The sequence below is a fragment of the Kribbella sp. NPDC049584 genome (genome assembly GCF_040675555.1).
Lineage (GTDB): Bacteria > Actinomycetota > Actinomycetes > Propionibacteriales > Kribbellaceae > Kribbella.
In genome coordinates this window covers 126,422-140,339 of the sequence record NZ_JBFAPF010000004.1, presented here as the reverse complement: position 1 = coordinate 140,339, position 13,918 = coordinate 126,422, and the positions used below count along the sequence as shown (strand labels likewise).

17 protein-coding genes are annotated in these 13,918 nt (G+C 69.4%); 11 read left to right on the top strand and 6 right to left on the bottom strand.

Translation table 11 applies throughout. From position 1 onward, the window contains the following. Positions 1-62: 62 nt before the first annotated feature. From AB0J62_RS16905 to AB0J62_RS16890, 4 genes are all read left to right on the top strand, one after another. Positions 63-1,193, top strand: a complete 1,131-nt coding sequence (locus AB0J62_RS16905) for a GNAT family N-acetyltransferase (protein WP_363870892.1) — start codon at positions 63-65, stop codon at positions 1,191-1,193. A gap of 146 nt (positions 1,194-1,339) precedes the next feature. Then, positions 1,340-2,005 carry a GNAT family N-acetyltransferase gene (locus AB0J62_RS16900; protein ID WP_134105359.1) on the top strand — a complete coding sequence of 222 codons (666 nt, stop codon included), beginning with the start codon at positions 1,340-1,342 and terminating at the stop codon, positions 2,003-2,005. Between the two features lie 81 nt (positions 2,006-2,086). Continuing rightward, positions 2,087-2,908 carry a CAP domain-containing protein gene (locus tag AB0J62_RS16895; protein WP_363870888.1) on the top strand — a complete coding sequence of 274 codons (822 nt, stop codon included), beginning with the start codon at positions 2,087-2,089 and terminating at the stop codon, positions 2,906-2,908. 229 nt (positions 2,909-3,137) lie between these two features. Beyond that, positions 3,138-4,115 carry a CAP domain-containing protein gene (locus AB0J62_RS16890; RefSeq protein WP_363870885.1) on the top strand — a complete coding sequence of 326 codons (978 nt, stop codon included), beginning with the start codon at positions 3,138-3,140 and terminating at the stop codon, positions 4,113-4,115. A gap of 545 nt (positions 4,116-4,660) precedes the next feature. Here AB0J62_RS16890 and AB0J62_RS16885 read toward each other — a convergent pair. Continuing rightward, positions 4,661-4,837, bottom strand: coding sequence for a hypothetical protein (locus AB0J62_RS16885; protein WP_363870882.1), 177 nt, complete (start codon positions 4,835-4,837; stop codon positions 4,661-4,663). Positions 4,838-5,370: 533 nt separating this feature from the next. Here AB0J62_RS16885 and AB0J62_RS16880 point away from each other — a divergent pair. Continuing rightward, positions 5,371-5,877 (top strand): hypothetical protein, encoded by a 507-nt coding sequence (locus AB0J62_RS16880; RefSeq protein WP_363870879.1) that lies wholly within the window; start codon positions 5,371-5,373, stop codon positions 5,875-5,877. Positions 5,878-5,905: 28 nt separating this feature from the next. Here AB0J62_RS16880 and AB0J62_RS16875 read toward each other — a convergent pair whose 3' ends face one another. Then, positions 5,906-6,223 carry a hypothetical protein gene (locus AB0J62_RS16875; RefSeq protein ID WP_363870877.1) on the bottom strand — a complete coding sequence of 106 codons (318 nt, stop codon included), beginning with the start codon at positions 6,221-6,223 and terminating at the stop codon, positions 5,906-5,908. A 64-nt stretch (positions 6,224-6,287) separates the two neighbouring features. Here AB0J62_RS16875 and AB0J62_RS16870 point away from each other — a divergent pair, with 64 nt between their 5' ends. Together AB0J62_RS16870 and AB0J62_RS16865 are read left to right on the top strand one after the other, a co-directional pair. Continuing rightward, positions 6,288-6,641 (top strand): hypothetical protein, encoded by a 354-nt coding sequence (locus tag AB0J62_RS16870; protein WP_363870874.1) that lies wholly within the window; start codon positions 6,288-6,290, stop codon positions 6,639-6,641. A 71-nt stretch (positions 6,642-6,712) separates the two neighbouring features. After that, positions 6,713-6,973 carry a hypothetical protein gene (locus tag AB0J62_RS16865; protein WP_363870871.1) on the top strand — a complete coding sequence of 87 codons (261 nt, stop codon included), beginning with the start codon at positions 6,713-6,715 and terminating at the stop codon, positions 6,971-6,973. Here AB0J62_RS16865 and AB0J62_RS16860 read toward each other — a convergent pair. Next, a complete protein-coding gene (locus AB0J62_RS16860) occupies positions 6,949-7,902 on the bottom strand; it encodes a helix-turn-helix domain-containing protein (RefSeq protein WP_363870868.1) in 954 nt (317 codons plus the stop codon). The genes AB0J62_RS16865 and AB0J62_RS16860 overlap by 25 nt on opposite strands. 82 nt (positions 7,903-7,984) lie before the next feature. Here AB0J62_RS16860 and AB0J62_RS16855 point away from each other — a divergent pair, with 82 nt between their 5' ends. Together AB0J62_RS16855 and AB0J62_RS16850 are read left to right on the top strand one after the other, a co-directional pair. After that, positions 7,985-8,746: an MBL fold metallo-hydrolase gene (locus AB0J62_RS16855; RefSeq protein ID WP_363870865.1), complete on the top strand. Its 762-nt coding sequence runs from the start codon at positions 7,985-7,987 to the stop codon at positions 8,744-8,746. A 110-nt stretch (positions 8,747-8,856) separates the two neighbouring features. Then, positions 8,857-9,327 carry a lamin tail domain-containing protein gene (locus AB0J62_RS16850; RefSeq protein ID WP_363870862.1) on the top strand — a complete coding sequence of 157 codons (471 nt, stop codon included), beginning with the start codon at positions 8,857-8,859 and terminating at the stop codon, positions 9,325-9,327. Here AB0J62_RS16850 and AB0J62_RS16845 read toward each other — a convergent pair. Next, positions 9,324-10,175: an MOSC N-terminal beta barrel domain-containing protein gene (locus AB0J62_RS16845; protein WP_363870859.1), complete on the bottom strand. Its 852-nt coding sequence runs from the start codon at positions 10,173-10,175 to the stop codon at positions 9,324-9,326. The genes AB0J62_RS16850 and AB0J62_RS16845 overlap by 4 nt on opposite strands. A gap of 58 nt (positions 10,176-10,233) precedes the next feature. Here AB0J62_RS16845 and AB0J62_RS16840 point away from each other — a divergent pair, with 58 nt between their 5' ends. Then, positions 10,234-10,836 (top strand): helix-turn-helix transcriptional regulator, encoded by a 603-nt coding sequence (locus AB0J62_RS16840; protein WP_363870856.1) that lies wholly within the window; start codon positions 10,234-10,236, stop codon positions 10,834-10,836. Here the strand turns inward: AB0J62_RS16840 and AB0J62_RS16835 are convergent. After that, positions 10,799-11,605, bottom strand: coding sequence for a fused MFS/spermidine synthase (locus AB0J62_RS16835; protein WP_363870853.1), 807 nt, complete (start codon positions 11,603-11,605; stop codon positions 10,799-10,801). The two genes, AB0J62_RS16840 and AB0J62_RS16835, sit on opposite strands and share 38 nt — an antisense overlap. Positions 11,606-11,621: 16 nt before the next feature. Continuing rightward, positions 11,622-12,707: a glycerophosphodiester phosphodiesterase gene (locus AB0J62_RS16830; RefSeq protein ID WP_363870850.1), complete on the bottom strand. Its 1,086-nt coding sequence runs from the start codon at positions 12,705-12,707 to the stop codon at positions 11,622-11,624. Positions 12,708-12,899: 192 nt separating this feature from the next. Between AB0J62_RS16830 and AB0J62_RS16825 the strand changes: the two genes are divergently transcribed. After that, entirely contained in the window at positions 12,900-13,892 is a 993-nt protein-coding gene (locus tag AB0J62_RS16825; RefSeq protein WP_363870847.1) for a malate dehydrogenase, read from the top strand. The last annotated feature ends 26 nt before the right edge of the window (positions 13,893-13,918 follow it).

The window sequence follows — 13,918 nt, the reverse complement described above, 5'->3', positions numbered from 1 at the left end:
ATGAACTCGCATCCCTCGCTCAAATGCGTTGCCCGGCCGGTGGCAGCGCGTCACCCTGAGATATGCGATTCCCCGAGGACGTTCCGGTTCTGACCGACGCAGTCGTGACCTTGCGTGCCCACACCGTCGACGATGTCGAGCCCGCCTACCGGATGTGCCAGGACCCGGTGATGCAGGAGTGGACCACGATCCCGGTCCCGTACCTGCGCGAGCACGCGGTCAGCTTCCTGACCGACGTGGTCCCGAACGGCTGGCGCACGAACACGATGTGGGCCTGGGCGATCGAGTACGAAGGCCGCTACGCCGGGACGATCGACCTCGGTGACGGCGAGGGCGGCGTCGGGGAGGTCGGGTTCGCGCTGTCGCCGGAGGTCCGCGGCAACGGGGTGATGACGCGGGCACTCAAGCTGGCGGTGCGCTACGCGTTCGACGGTCTCGGCTGGGAGCGGGTGATCTGGCGGGCGTTCGTCGGGAACTACGCCAGCCGCCGGGTCGCCTGGAAGGCCGGCTTCCGCGGGCTCGTCCGCGTGCAGGGCGGCGGCCGCGCGCGCGGTGTCCGCAAGGACGAGTGGGTCGCGACGCTCGGCGGCGAGGACGAGCTCGAGCCGCAGGGCAACTGGTGGTCGACGCCGATGCTCGAAGGCGCCGGCATCCGGCTGCGCGGGCTGCGGGACTCGGACGCGCAACGCGTCCAGGAGGCGTGCAGCGACGAGCGGACGCAGTACTGGCTGGCCGGCATGCCGTCGCCGTACCGGCTGGAGGACGCCGAGGGGTTCATCAAGACCCGACTGCACATGATGGCCGGCGGAGAAGGCGTCGCGTGGGCGGTCGCCGATCTCGCCACCGACGAGCTGCTCGGCAACCTCAGCATCTTCGATCTGAACGACCGGATCGACCGGACCGTGGGCGAGATCGGGTACTGGATGCACCCGGACGCGCGCGGTCGCAAGGTGATGACGTCCGCGGTCGAGCTGCTGATCCCGCACGCGTTCAAGCCTGTCGCGGAAGGCGGTCTCGGCCGGCGCCGGCTGGTACTGAAGGCTGCCGAGGGCAACAGCGCGTCCGCGCACGTTGCCGAGGCCAACGGATTCACCCACGTCGGCACCGAGCGCGCGGCCAGCCCGCGCCGCGACGGCAACTACGACAACCTGCTGACCTTCGACCTGCTCGCCGACGAGTACGCCGCCCACTGACCACCCGCTGACTGGCCGTGAGGGGTTGCGCAGCGGGCGGCTGAGCGGTAGTGGTGACAGGCTGCAGGCGGAAATTCACGGCCAGTTGGTGACAAGCGACACCAGTTCCCCTCGCCGTGACGGGTGCGGGCTGCTTGAATCGACAGGTGAGAGATCGTGAGGAGCTCGTCCGCCGCTGGCAGGCTGGGTGGTCCGTCTCGCGGGGCTGGACCACAGTGGAGGACGACAACGACGGCATCTTGATCGTCCGTGCGGGTGAGGAGAGCCGGCCGACGGAGTACGTCGTACTGGATGCCGACGACAAACCGGAACGTGTGGAGCGCGCCGCCCAGCTGGCCTCGGCCGACGGCGGCGGGCGCGGCGCGGGCTGGATCACCCTGGCCACCGATGACAAGGAAGCCCGGATCGAGCAACTGGAGGACCTCGGGCTCGAGGTCCAGCAGGACCAGGACTGGCTGATGACGATCCAGCTCTCGGAGCAGCCGGCGTTGAAGCTGCACGAGCGCTATGCGTTGCACACCGAACTCGAGGACGACCTGATCATCACCCGCGCCACCTTGCACGGCGGGGTGGTGTCGAGCGGGCGGATGGCGGTCGTCGGCGAGGACGCGGTCGCGGACCGGATCGAGACCGACCCGGCCCACCGGCGACGCGGGCTCGGCAGCGCGGTGATGGCGTCGCTGGTCGAAGCGGCCGCGGCGAAGGGCGCCAAACGCGGCATCCTGATCGCCTCGATCGACGGCCTGCGCCTGTACCGAAGCCTGGGCTGGAAGGTCATCGCCGACATCGTCATCGCGCGCTCAACCGTTTGAAACGGCTGCGATAGTCAAAGGTTCGTCAAGGGCGGGGCTTGCGAGGGTCGGTAAACGCCCGCCTGGGCAAGGGTGCTCACCATGACGAACCACAAACGGTCACTTGGTAGTGGCGTGGCCGGTCCTCTCATCGCGTCGCTGTCTGCTCTGGTCCTGCTGGTCGGCGTCGGGTGGTTCGTCGTACGTCAGACCGGTAGCAGCAAACCGACGAGCCAGGAGAACCCGATCACGTCCGTCGCCCCGGCCGGCGACGACGCCCCCAAGGCGACTCCGCTCCGTCCGACGAGCCCGGCGTACACCCGTCGTCGTACGCCGACTACGCCGCCCACACCCACGCCGACGCGCGCCACCACGACGACGCCGACCCCGAAGCCGACCCGTTCGACCACGGCGCCGAGCCGGAGCAGCACGCGTACGCCGACCCCGAGGCCGACGAAGACCACGTCCAAGCCGACGCCGAAGCCGAGTCACACCGCGACACCGAAGCCGACAGCAACGACCAAGCCCAGCGGTGGAGCCGAGGCACAGGTGCTTGCCCTGACCAACCAGGAGCGGGCCAAGGCCGGCTGTGGACCGCTGCGAATGAACAGCGCGCTGACCAAGGCCGCCGAGGGGCACGCCGCCGACATGGTCGACCAGCACTACTTCGCGCACGACAGCCTGGACGGCCGCAGCCCGTTCGACCGGATGAAGGCGGCCGGGTTCACGGGCGGCGCGATGGCCGAGAACATTGCCGTCGGCTACTCGAGCCCGTCCGCAGTCGTCACCGGCTGGATGAACAGCCCCGGCCACCGCGCGAACATCCTCAACTGCACCTACACGATGATCGGGATCGGCTACGACAGCGGCCAGGTGAAGCCGGACTGGGGCAACGGAAGCTGGGTGCAGGACTTCGGCGGATGACCGGTGGTTGATCGGTGGTTGATCGGTGGTTGATCGGCGGTTCCGGCTCGGTTCGTTAATCGTTGCCCGGGGAACCTTCGGGAATCGTTAAGAGGCGTCGCCGACCTGTAACGATGACCTCGCGGGTCCGTTAAGGTTCCTGTTCGGTAACCAGGGGGGACCTGGCTGGACCAACGGGGAACGACGCGACACTCGGTACGACGAAAAATGAAGAGGATTCGCCCATCCCATGACGGATTCGCCTACCCCCCGGCGGCACCGCGGCAGTAGACGAGCTCCCCGGCGGAGCCGTGGCCTGGTCGCCCCTGTCGTCAGCGCGTTGTCGGTGCTGCTCGCGATCGGCCCGGTCGTCTGGCTGATGTCCCACGACCACTCGCGGACCGACGGCGCCGCCAAGGTCCTGAACGTGTCCGAGGACACCCGCATCGACGGCGGATCGGGCGACAACGCCGGTACACCGCTCGTCACGATCACCAGGACGTTGCCGAACGGTCGCACGACCACGGCCGTCGTCGGTACGCCGGCACTCGGTCCGGGTGCGACGTCGTCGTCCACCTCGGCGACTCCGACCAGCCCCGGTACGCCGAGCGACACGCCCACCGGCGTACTCACGACTCCGACTGCTCCGACGGTCGGCGTGACGACCGTGACCGTGCCGCCGAGCTCGCCGGGCAGTACGCGGACGACCAGCGGTGGCGGACGGCCGAAGCCGACGTACCCGACCAAGACCGCGAGTACGACGCCGGAGCCGACCAAGACGCGGACCACCGAGCCGACGGACACTCCTCCGCCGCCGAGTGGTGGCGGCACGAGTACGCAGGAGCGGCAGGTCCTCGACTACACGAACCACATCCGTCAGCAGCAGGGCTGCGGTCCGCTCCGGCTGGACAGCGCGCTCGTCGAGGCGGCCGGTAAACACGCGTCGGACATGGTCCGGCGGCACTACATGGATCACACCAACCCCGACGGTCAGGACCCCGGCGACCGGATGGCGGCTGCCGGGTACCGCGGGTCGAGCTGGGGCGAGAACATCGCGGCCGGCTACGACAGCGCCCAGAAGGTGGTGGCGGCCTGGATGCAGAGCGACGGCCACCGCAAGAACATCCTCAACTGCCGGTTCACCACGATCGGCATCGGCTACGACCCGGGGCAGGTCAAGTCCAGCTACGGACCGGGCAGTTGGGTCCAGGACTTCGGCCGGAGCTGAGGCCGTTGTGGTTGTCATTGTGTGGAGATCACCGAGTGCGGCCGAGACGTTGTCTCAGGCCCACAATGTCCGGCCGGTTCACGGCCGGTCGCCGCGGGTAGATCCGACCTTGTCATGTCGCCGGACGTTCCTGGGGGGCTCCGGTGAGACGGCTGATGAGGCACGTCTTGGGGGCGCGACTTTGAAGGGAACAACGACATAATGTCCGAGTCCGGAAACGGCCGGTACAAACCACGCAGGAAGGCGACCCGAGCCGCGTCACGCTCGACGCGCTCCGGCAACCGGTCCACCCCGCCCGCGGAATCCACCCCGCCCACACCACCCGAACCACCGCGCTACGCACCGCGTTCCAGCGACGAATCCCCGTTCTGGGCCACGACGCAGAACGCTGGTGCCTCCAACGAAAACCCGTTCTGGGCCGGAAGCAACCAGTCCCGCCCAGCAACCCCCCAGTACGCCCCCCGCGGCGCCCTCCCGAGCTACACCGCCCCCGAAGACCCAACCCCCGGCCTACCCACCCGACCCCCCGCCGAAAAGCCGGACTCCTACGGCTCGGCCACTTCCGGCGACTCGCACGGTTCGGTCGCTTCCAGCGATTCGTACAGGTCATCCGCTTCCGGTGACTCGTCCAGGTCAGCTGCATCCGGCGATTCGTACAGGTCAGCCGCTTCCGGCGACTCGTACAGGTCAGCCGCTTCTGGTGACTCGTACGCGTCCTCCACCGGGCGTCGTCCTGCTGGTGCTCCGTCGTGGGTGTCGCAGCCGATCGCCGGCGCCGAACCCGAAGCCCCTACCCGCGCCCGCCGCGCGGCCCGTCGCCCGGAAACCCCGGAACCAACCAAGCGCACCCCCCTGGCCGAAACCGCCGGCACCTGGTCCACCCGCCAGGCCACCGACGACTGGGCCTCACTGACCACAAGCACGCCGGACACTCCCTCCTCCACCCCTGCGACCCCCGCCGCGGCAGCGGCCGACGCCCTCGCCGCCACCGGCCGTACGCGCCGAGCCGCCCGCAGGTCGGCGCGCGCTGACACCGCAGACGCGGCCGGACCCGGGGCCGGGGCCGCCGCGAGCGCGGCGGGCTTCGGGTCCGCAGGCGCTGCCTTCGGGTCGGCTCGCGCTGACTCCGCGAACGCAGCTGGGTTCGGGTCCGCAGGCGCTGCTGACCTCTGGTCAGCTGCTACCGGCTCGACGAGTGCGACCGGCGCCGGAGCTTCTGGCTTCGGGGCGGCGCGCGCTGGCTCCGCCAGCGCTGATGGATTCGGGTCGGCTGGTGCTGCTGCTGACCTTCGGTCAGCTGCCGCCGGCTCGACGGCTGCGGCGGGCGCTGGCGTTGCCGGGTTTGGCGCGACGCGTGCTGGCGCCGCAGGCGCAGGAGCTGCTGGCGCCGGAGCTGCAGGCGCCGGAGCTGCAGGCGCCGGGGCTGCAGGCTTCGGGGCCGCGAGTGGTGCTGACTTCCGCTCAGCTGGTGCTGGCTCGGCTGGTGTTGCCTCGGATGGTGTTGCCTCGGCTGGTGTTGCCTCGGCTGCCCTTGGCTCGGCTGGTGCTGGTGCGGATGGTGATAGGACGGCTGCCCGCGGTGCTGCTGGTCGCGGTGCCGGTGGTGCGGGTGCTGCTGGTCGCGGTGCCGGTGGTGCGGGTGCTGCTGGTGGGCGTGGGAGTTCTGGGGGTAGTGGGCCGGGGCGGGGTTCTCGGCGGGGTAGGGAGCGGGGGGCTCGGGGGCGGCGGGCGGCTATTGCGGTTGCTTCTGTGTTGCTGGTGATTACGCCGATCTCGTGGATCTTGTTGCATCAGCCGCAGAACGACGATGCGGATGCTTCGGTGCCGATCGTCACGCGGACCGACGACACGTACATCACCCCGACCACGAAGGCTGCCGTCGCGACCCCGACGACGAGGCCGACGGTCCCGCCGACGGCGACCCCGACAGGCTCGCCGACGGTCACTCCGTCCACCAGTCCCACGGCGAACCCGACGGACACGCCCACGGACTCGACCTCCCCGACCACGGTCCCGTCGGAATCCCCGAGCACCACCGACCCGACCGACTCCCCAACCTCGGAGAAGGCAACCAGCGCCCCGACGTCACCGGGCCGTACGACCTCCACCGGTCGTCCAACCCAGACCCCGACGACGACCCCGCCACCGCCGCCCCCTCCGGTCGACGGGCAGATGACGAGCAACGAACTGCAGCTGTTCAACATGATCGACAACGCTCGCGTCAACCAGGGTTGTGCACCACTGCAGCAAGACCCGGACCTGACGAGCAGCGCTCGCTCAGATGCCGTGAGCAGGTCGAAGTCAGGTTCCACGAACAGCACCGGCAGTTCGAAGACGACCGCAGGCGGTGACGAGGTGACCGCACAGCAGGCTTACAACCAGATGATGTCCCAAAGCCGCAGCACGGTCCTCAACTGTGGTCTGACGACATTGGCGGTCGGTCTCGGAACAACCGACCACTGCAAGATCCTGCTCTGCCTGACCGGCACCGCGAAACGCTACGCATGGGTCGCCGATTTCGAGTAGTACCGCGCTCTTCCTGCTGGTTGGTGTGATCATGGTTGGGCGACCTGGTCCACCAACCTGCGGGAGGCTGGATGTTCTCCGAGCGTGACGACGTGGATTCAGGCGGCCCGGCGCACTACGGGATTCATCCGGACGCGTTCGCCGAGGAGCGGCCCGACCCGCGCCCGGAGGAGGCCAAGCGGATGGGGCTGAGCCGGCATACGGAGGAAGGCGCCGTGCTGTACTTCGCTTCGTCGCTCGACCGCGGCAAGACCGGGCACCGGATGATGGCCTGGATCCTGCTCGTCACGTTCGCCGCGCCGGTCGTCTACATCCTGCTCGTGCTGCTGTAGAACTCCTGCCGATGCCGCTGCGGCGTCGTCCCCAGCAGCGCGTGGAAGTGGTGCCGCAACGCGTCGCTGCTCCCGAACCCGCTCGAAGCCGCCACCCGCTCGACCGGCAGATCGGTTGTCTCCAGCAACAGCCGGGCCCGGTCCAGCCGTTGCCGCAGCAGCCACGCCTGCCCCGAGCTCCCGGTCCGCGCCCGGAACTGCCGCGTGAACGTACGCCGCGACAGCGCTACCGCCCCGGCCCACTCGTCCAGCGACACGGGCTGGTCGAGCCGCGCCCGCGCCCACACCATCGCCTTCTCGATCACGTCGTCGCTCGGATCCGGCGGCACCGGCACCGGGATGTACTGCGCCTGCGACCCGCTCCGATGCGGCGCCACGACGATGTCGCGGGCAACCTTCTCGGCCTCCTCGACCCCGTGATGCACGCGTACCAAATGCAAACAGCAGTCGAGCGATGCCGCCGTACCGGCCGAAGTGATCACGTCGCCCAAGTCCGACCACAGCACGTCCGCGCGCACAGCCAACTCCGGATGCTGAACGCGCAACTCGTCGGCCCACCGCCAGTGCGTCACCACCTCGCGCCCCGCCGCGATCCCGCTCTCCGCCACCAGGAACGCGCCGATGCACAGCCCCACCACGGTCGCCCCGCGCGCATGGGCCCGTTGGATCGCATCCAGCAGTACGTCGGACGCCTGCCGGCCGGGCTCCCAACTCGGTAGCACGACGACATCGGCCCGCTCCATCACCTCGAGCCCGTGATCCACGCTGATCCCGAACCCCGCGTTGGTCCGCATCGGCCCCGGCGTCTCGGCGCAGACGAGTACGTCGTACTGCGACGTCCGACCGCGCCGCTCGCCGAGCACCAGGCACGGGACGGACAGGTGGAACGGGCTCATCCCGTCGTACGCGAGGACCGCGACAGTACGCATAAGGACAGTATGGCCCGATCTTCGGTAACTATGGCTCCCGGGCCAATGGCCACCCCGGCGCCGCGGCGGAAGGATCGTGGTCATGGAGATCACGCACATCGGCGGCCCGACCGCCGTACTGAACCTCGGTGGCCTGACGTTCCTGATCGACCCCGCCTTCGACGAGCCCCGCGACTACCAACTGCCGGGACGGGTGATGACCAAGCTGATCGGCCCGGCGATCCCGGCCGAGAAGCTCGGCCCGATCGATGTCGCGCTCGTCTCGCACGACGAGCACAAGGACAACCTCGACGACGCCGGCCGCGCGCTGCTGGCGACCATCCCGACCGTCCTGTCGACCCCGGGCGCGGCCACTCGGATCGAAGGCGTCCGCGGCCTGGAGAACTGGGAGTCGATCGACCTGCCCCGACCGGACGGTGGCGTCATCACGGTGACCGGCGTACCCGCGCTGCACGGCCCGGAGGGTGCGGAGAAGGTGCTCGGCGTCGTGACCGGGTTCGTCCTGCAGGGCGAAGGGCTGCCGACCGTGTACGTCGCCGGCGACAACGCGTCGCTCGGGCTGGTGAAGGAGATCGCGGACCGCTTCGCGCCGATCGATGTCGCGGTCCTGTTCGCGGGCGCCGCGCGGACCGCGCTGCTCGATGGAGCCAACCTGACGCTGACCTCCGCGGACGCGGTCGAGGCAGCGCGTCTGCTCGGCACGGCGACGATCGTCCCGGTCCACACCGAGGGCTGGGCGCACTTCACCGAGGGGCCCGACCAGCTCGTCTCCGCGTTCCGGGAGGCCGGGTTGGAGGATCGCTTGAGGGTGCTCGAGCACGGGGTCGCGACACCCGTTGATTGAGCCCTTGACGAGCACGGAGCGTAACGACTAGCGTGCGACCGCCGGGGGGAACCGGCAGCTGTGTTCACCGGGCCGGGGGGAGATCGGCCCACTGCCGAAGGGGAATTCCAGTGTTCGCACGACGCTTCCGCACGCTCTTTTCCGCCGCGACGGCCGCGGTGGTGCTGGCCGGTACGGCGGTCCTCGCGCCGCTGACGGCCGACGCGGCGATCACCGCCGTACTCAGCGGGATCCAGTACGACCCGCCGGGCGCGGACGTCCGCACCAACGCCCAGATCAACAACGAGTTCTTCACTGTCCGCAACATCAGCAGCCGGCCGATCAACCTGTCCGGCTTCCGGGTCGCGGACGTGGCCAACCACGTGTTCGTGTTCCCGCGCGGCTACGTGCTGCCGGGCCGCTCGACGGTCATCGTCCGCACCGGCAAGAACCGCAACCGGGCGCTGACGCTGTACTGGAACCAGAGCTGGTACGTCTGGAACAACACCGGCGACACTGCCCGCTTCCAGACGCCGGCCGGGAAGACCTTCGACACCTGCACCTACAAGGCCGTCACCGGCCGCTCGCGGGTCGGCTGTTAGTCCTGAGCCGGATCGGTGCCGTCCGGGATCCACTCCCGGACGGCGATCTCGTCGCCGACCCGAATGGTGCCTCCGGCAAGTACTGCGGCCTTCACGCCGAAACTGACGCCACCGCCGTACGCCGGTTCGCGCCGGTACGTCGCCAGTGTCCTGGTCGGCTCCGGACCGGACTTGGCACCGGTCAGCTGATCGACGGTCGGAACCGCACACCGGATACCGCGCGCCGAGTAGCCGATCTCGACCGCGCCGGCCGCCATCCGCAGGACCTTGTCCTCGGTGTGCGGCTCCGGCCAGCCGGACACGACGATGTTCGGCCGGAAGCGATTCATCGGAATTGCCTCGCCGCCGTGCTCGACGATGCGCGCATTGAGTCCGTCGAGCGACGACAGCGACGTGATCATCAGCGCGTGCGCGTCGCCGTATCCGGTGAGGCCGCGATGCGCGCCCCAGCCGGGCCGTTCGTGTTCAGGCGTGACGCGGACCAGCGCGGCCGGCGTACCGAGGCAGGCCGTGAACCATTCGTCCGCGGCCGGGTCCTGGACGACGCCCTGGCCGAACCACTTGCCGAACAGGCTGACGTCGCGCCGCTTGCCGTCGTACTGGATCGCCAGCTCGAGATCGGGTGCATCGGGGGCGGACAGCCGGAGGCGGTCGCCGGCGAGCTGTGCATGGAGTGTCGCCATCGCGGGGAGCTTGCGTTGGCTGAGGAAGGTGCCGTCCGGTTCGACGAGCATGAACAACCGGTCGTTCACGAGGCCGGTTGGACCGACCTCCGCTGAATCGACCGGGATCCCGGCGAGACCTTTCACCGGGTAGTAGGCCAGGGCGGCAACCTTCGCGACAGTCACACGGTCAAGCGTAACTGCCGCTTGCTCTGTTGAAACGTGTTGAGTTATGTTTGAACACGTGGAGGATGTCGAGCTATTCGCGGGTGCGTTGCAGCGGGTACGACGTCATGCCGGGCTGAGCTATCGGCGGCTGGCGGACCGCGCGCACTACTCCCATCCGCACCTGATCCGCGCGACGAACGGCAAGCAACTGCCGACGTGGGAGGTCGCCGAAGCGTTCCTGACCGGGTGCGGGGTGCCGGCCGACCTGCTGCCGGTCTGGCGCCGGCGATGGGAGGAAGCCAGCCGCGATCCGCGCGACATCGTCGGATTGCTGGAGAGCGCCGAGGACCTGGAGGACCTGGGTGCTGCTGTCGCAGCGCTCGTCCGGCCGCGCTCGATGCGAGCGCTGGAGCAGGAGACGGGTATCCCGCGGACCACGATCCAGGCATGGTTGCGAGGCTCCCGCCTGGCGAGGCCGGACCGGCTCGATCACCTGGTCCGCTCGGTCGGCGCCACCCCGGCCGAGCGAGCAGCGGTAGCCGACGCCGTCGAGCGCCTCAGCTCCGGCCCGGAGCAGCTGGGTGCCGCCCGGGAGCGGCTCAGCGCAAGCCAGGAGCAGCTCGGTGCCGCCGGGGAGCGGCTCAGCTCCGGAAGACTGAGGGCGGCGCCTGCGGCGTGACGTAGCCTTCCGCGTCGGTGAGCGGGGTGGCCTTCCCGGCCAGCTCGTCGAGCGGCATCACGTCGTACGGCGGTTGGGCGCGCCGCCCGGCGTCCGTCAGCTCGGGAACTGGCTGCCGCGACGCGACCATGATGACGTTGCCGAATCCCTTGCCTCGCAGGATCTTCCGCTCCGCGAGCACCACCCCGGCCCCGATCGCGGCCCGCACGGTCGCCGCAGTACGCCGGATGAACGGCAACCCCGCTTTCCCGTCGATCAGATTCGCCACCAGTACGCCGGTCGGCCGCAGCACCCGCGCGCACTCCGCGAAGAACTCCGCCGTCACCAGGTTCGCCGGCACGGCCTCATGCTCGAACGCGTCGAGGATGACCACGTCCATCGAGTCGTCGTACACCTCACCGATCCCGGCCCGGCCCGTGACCGGCCGCACCTTGATGCCGGTCCGCTTCGGCAGCGGAAGCGCCTCGCGGACGAACTCGGTCAGGTCCTCGTCCGGCTCGAGCACGATCTGCCGGGACCGCGGTCGCGTGACGGCGACGTACCGCGGGATGCTCAGCGCGGCCCCGCCGACGTGCAGGACCGCGACCGGCTGACGTCTTGGCGCGATCGCGTCCACGACGTCGCCGATCCGGCGCATGTACTCGAACGGCAGGTGGGCGGGATCGGCCAGATCAACCTGGGACTGCGGAGAACCGTCGATCCGCAGCACGAACGTGCCGTCGTGCTGCGCTTCCACACTCGCCAGCCCCGAGGCCGTCCGCCGTTCCACCCGCCCATCCTGTCAGTCAGCGAGTTTCCTTCTCCTCGTCCACCGCGATGTCGGCGTTGTCGGTGAACAACCCGTCGATCCCGGTCTTGCGGTACGCCGCGATCTCGGCGAACAGGTTGCCCGAGTCGTTCGGTGCGCCCGAGCTGTCGAAGTCGGCCGGTAGGAAGGTGTTCTCGACCCGGAACGTGTACGGGTGCACGACCAGACCGGCCTTGTGCGCGTCCGCGACGAGGCTGGTCGGCTTGCCCAGCTTGCCGGCCGCGTCGAGCGGGATGATCTGGTCCTTGCTCGGCCCGACGCCGTCGGCGTACGTCGCGACCTCGCGCAGACCCTTCGCACTGACGATGTCGGCGTACGTGCGCTTGTCGCCGGAGGCCACGAAGTCGTACGGCGCGCCGGCCGAGCTGGTCAGCTGGACCAGCGGGACCCGGAGTTGCTTGTCCAGCGCCTTCAGGTTCGACACCTCGAAGGACTGCACGAAGACCTTGGCGTCCGGCCGGTTCAGGCCGTTGCGGCTGAGGGTCTTGATCAGCTCCGGCTCGAGCGGCAGGCCCTGCTGCCGGAAGTACGTCGGGTGCTTGGTCTCGGGGTAGATGCCGATCGGGCGGCCGAGCTCCTTGGACAGGCGCTTGCTGAGGTCGATCACTTCCTGGAAGGTCGGGATCTGGTAGTGCCCGTCGAAGACCGTGTTGTGCTGGCGGACCGCCGGGATCCGTTCCTTGGCGCGCAGCGTCTTCAGCTCGGCCAGCGTGAAGTCCTCGGTGAACCAGCCGGTGGTGGCGACACCGTCGAGCAGCTTGGTCTTCTTGCGGCCGGCGAACTCCGGGTGGCTCGCGACGTCCGTCGTACCGCCGATCTCGGGTTCGTGCCGGGTGACCAGCACGTGGTCCTTGGTGGTGACCAGGTCGGGCTCGATGTAGTCGGCGCCCATCCGCGCGGCCAGCTCGTACGACGCCAGCGTGTGCTCGGGCCGGTAGCCCGACGCACCCCGGTGCCCGACGATGACGAAGTCGTCGTGCTTGGTCGCCTCGACGGACTGCGGCACGAGAACCGACGCGACCACCGCAATCGCCGAGACGGCGACCGGGACCAATCGCTTCATGAGTTACTCCTTACACATCAGGGACTTTGCGCCACACTCGGGCACCGCATCGGCTCCTCGACGTACGCCGGATGACCGGTCAGTGAATGATGTATTGGGATGTGAGCTATTCGGCCGCCCCCAGCGTTGGTGCCGGCCGCCGGGCTTGCTAGCGTCCGAAGCACACCATCAATGAGTTTCTAGGAGCGTGTCGTGAGCACTACACCGGTGAAGGTGGCCGTTACCGGGGCCGCGGGGAATATCGGATACAGCCTGCTGTTCCGGATCGCGAGCGGGGCCCTGCTCGGGCCGGACACCCCGGTGGAGCTGCGGCTGCTCGAGATCACCCCGGCGCTGAAGGCACTCGAGGGCGTCGTGATGGAGCTCGAGGACTCCGCCTTCCCGGCGCTGGCCGGGATCGAGATCGGCGACGACCCGAACGTGGTCTTCGACGGTGTCAACGTCGCGCTGCTGGTGGGTGCGCGGCCGCGGACCAAGGGGATGGAGCGCGGTGACCTGCTCGAGGCCAACGGCGCGATCTTCACCGTCCAGGGCAAGGCGCTCAACGACCACGCCGCCGACGACGTCCGGATCACCGTCACCGGCAACCCGGCGAACACGAACGCGCTGATCGCGAAGAGCAACGCGCCGGACATCCCGGCCGAGCGGTTCTCCGCGCTGACCCGGCTCGACCACAACCGGGCGCTGGCGCAGCTGGCCAAGAAGACCGGCGTGCACGTCACCGACCTGAAGAAGCTGACGATCTGGGGCAACCACTCCGCGACGCAGTACCCGGACATCTTCCACGCCGAGGTGGCCGGCAAGAACGCGGCCGAGGTCGTCAACGACCAGGCCTGGCTGGAGAACGAGTTCCTCCCGACCGTGCAGAAGCGCGGCGCCGCGATCATCGAGGCGCGGGGCGCGTCGTCGGCGGCCTCCGCCGCGGCCGCCACCATCGACCACACCCGCGACTGGCTGGCCGGCTCGGCCGACGGTGACTGGCTGTCGATGGCGGTCGTCTCCGACGGTTCGTACGGCGTCGCGGAGGGCCTGATCTCGTCGTTCCCGGTGACCGTCAACGACGGCAACTGGGAGATCGTGCAGGGCCTGGAGATCAACGACTTCTCCCGCGGCAAGATCGACGCCTCGGTCGCCGAGCTCGGCGAGGAACGCGACGCGGTGAAGGCCCTCGGCCTGATCGGCTGATCGCCCCACAGCACACCGAAGGCCCC

Bases quoted from the DNA above. Each gene is read 5' to 3' on its own strand.
- AB0J62_RS16870 (WP_363870874.1), top strand. From the start codon at position 6,288: ATGACGAGCAACGAACTGCAGCTGTTCAACATGATCGACAACGCTCGC.
- AB0J62_RS16830 (WP_363870850.1), bottom strand. From the start codon at position 12,707: ATGAAGCGATTGGTCCCGGTCGCCGTCTCGGCGATTGCGGTGGTCGCG.
- AB0J62_RS16895 (WP_363870888.1), top strand. From the start codon at position 2,087: ATGACGAACCACAAACGGTCACTTGGTAGTGGCGTGGCCGGTCCTCTC.
- AB0J62_RS16890 (WP_363870885.1), top strand. From the start codon at position 3,138: ATGACGGATTCGCCTACCCCCCGGCGGCACCGCGGCAGTAGACGAGCT.
- AB0J62_RS16855 (WP_363870865.1), top strand. From the start codon at position 7,985: ATGGAGATCACGCACATCGGCGGCCCGACCGCCGTACTGAACCTCGGT.
- AB0J62_RS16860 (WP_363870868.1), bottom strand. From the start codon at position 7,902: ATGCGTACTGTCGCGGTCCTCGCGTACGACGGGATGAGCCCGTTCCAC.
- AB0J62_RS16880 (WP_363870879.1), top strand. From the start codon at position 5,371: ATGGATTCGGGTCGGCTGGTGCTGCTGCTGACCTTCGGTCAGCTGCCG.
- AB0J62_RS16865 (WP_363870871.1), top strand. From the start codon at position 6,713: ATGTTCTCCGAGCGTGACGACGTGGATTCAGGCGGCCCGGCGCACTAC.
- AB0J62_RS16905 (WP_363870892.1), top strand. From the start codon at position 63: ATGCGATTCCCCGAGGACGTTCCGGTTCTGACCGACGCAGTCGTGACC.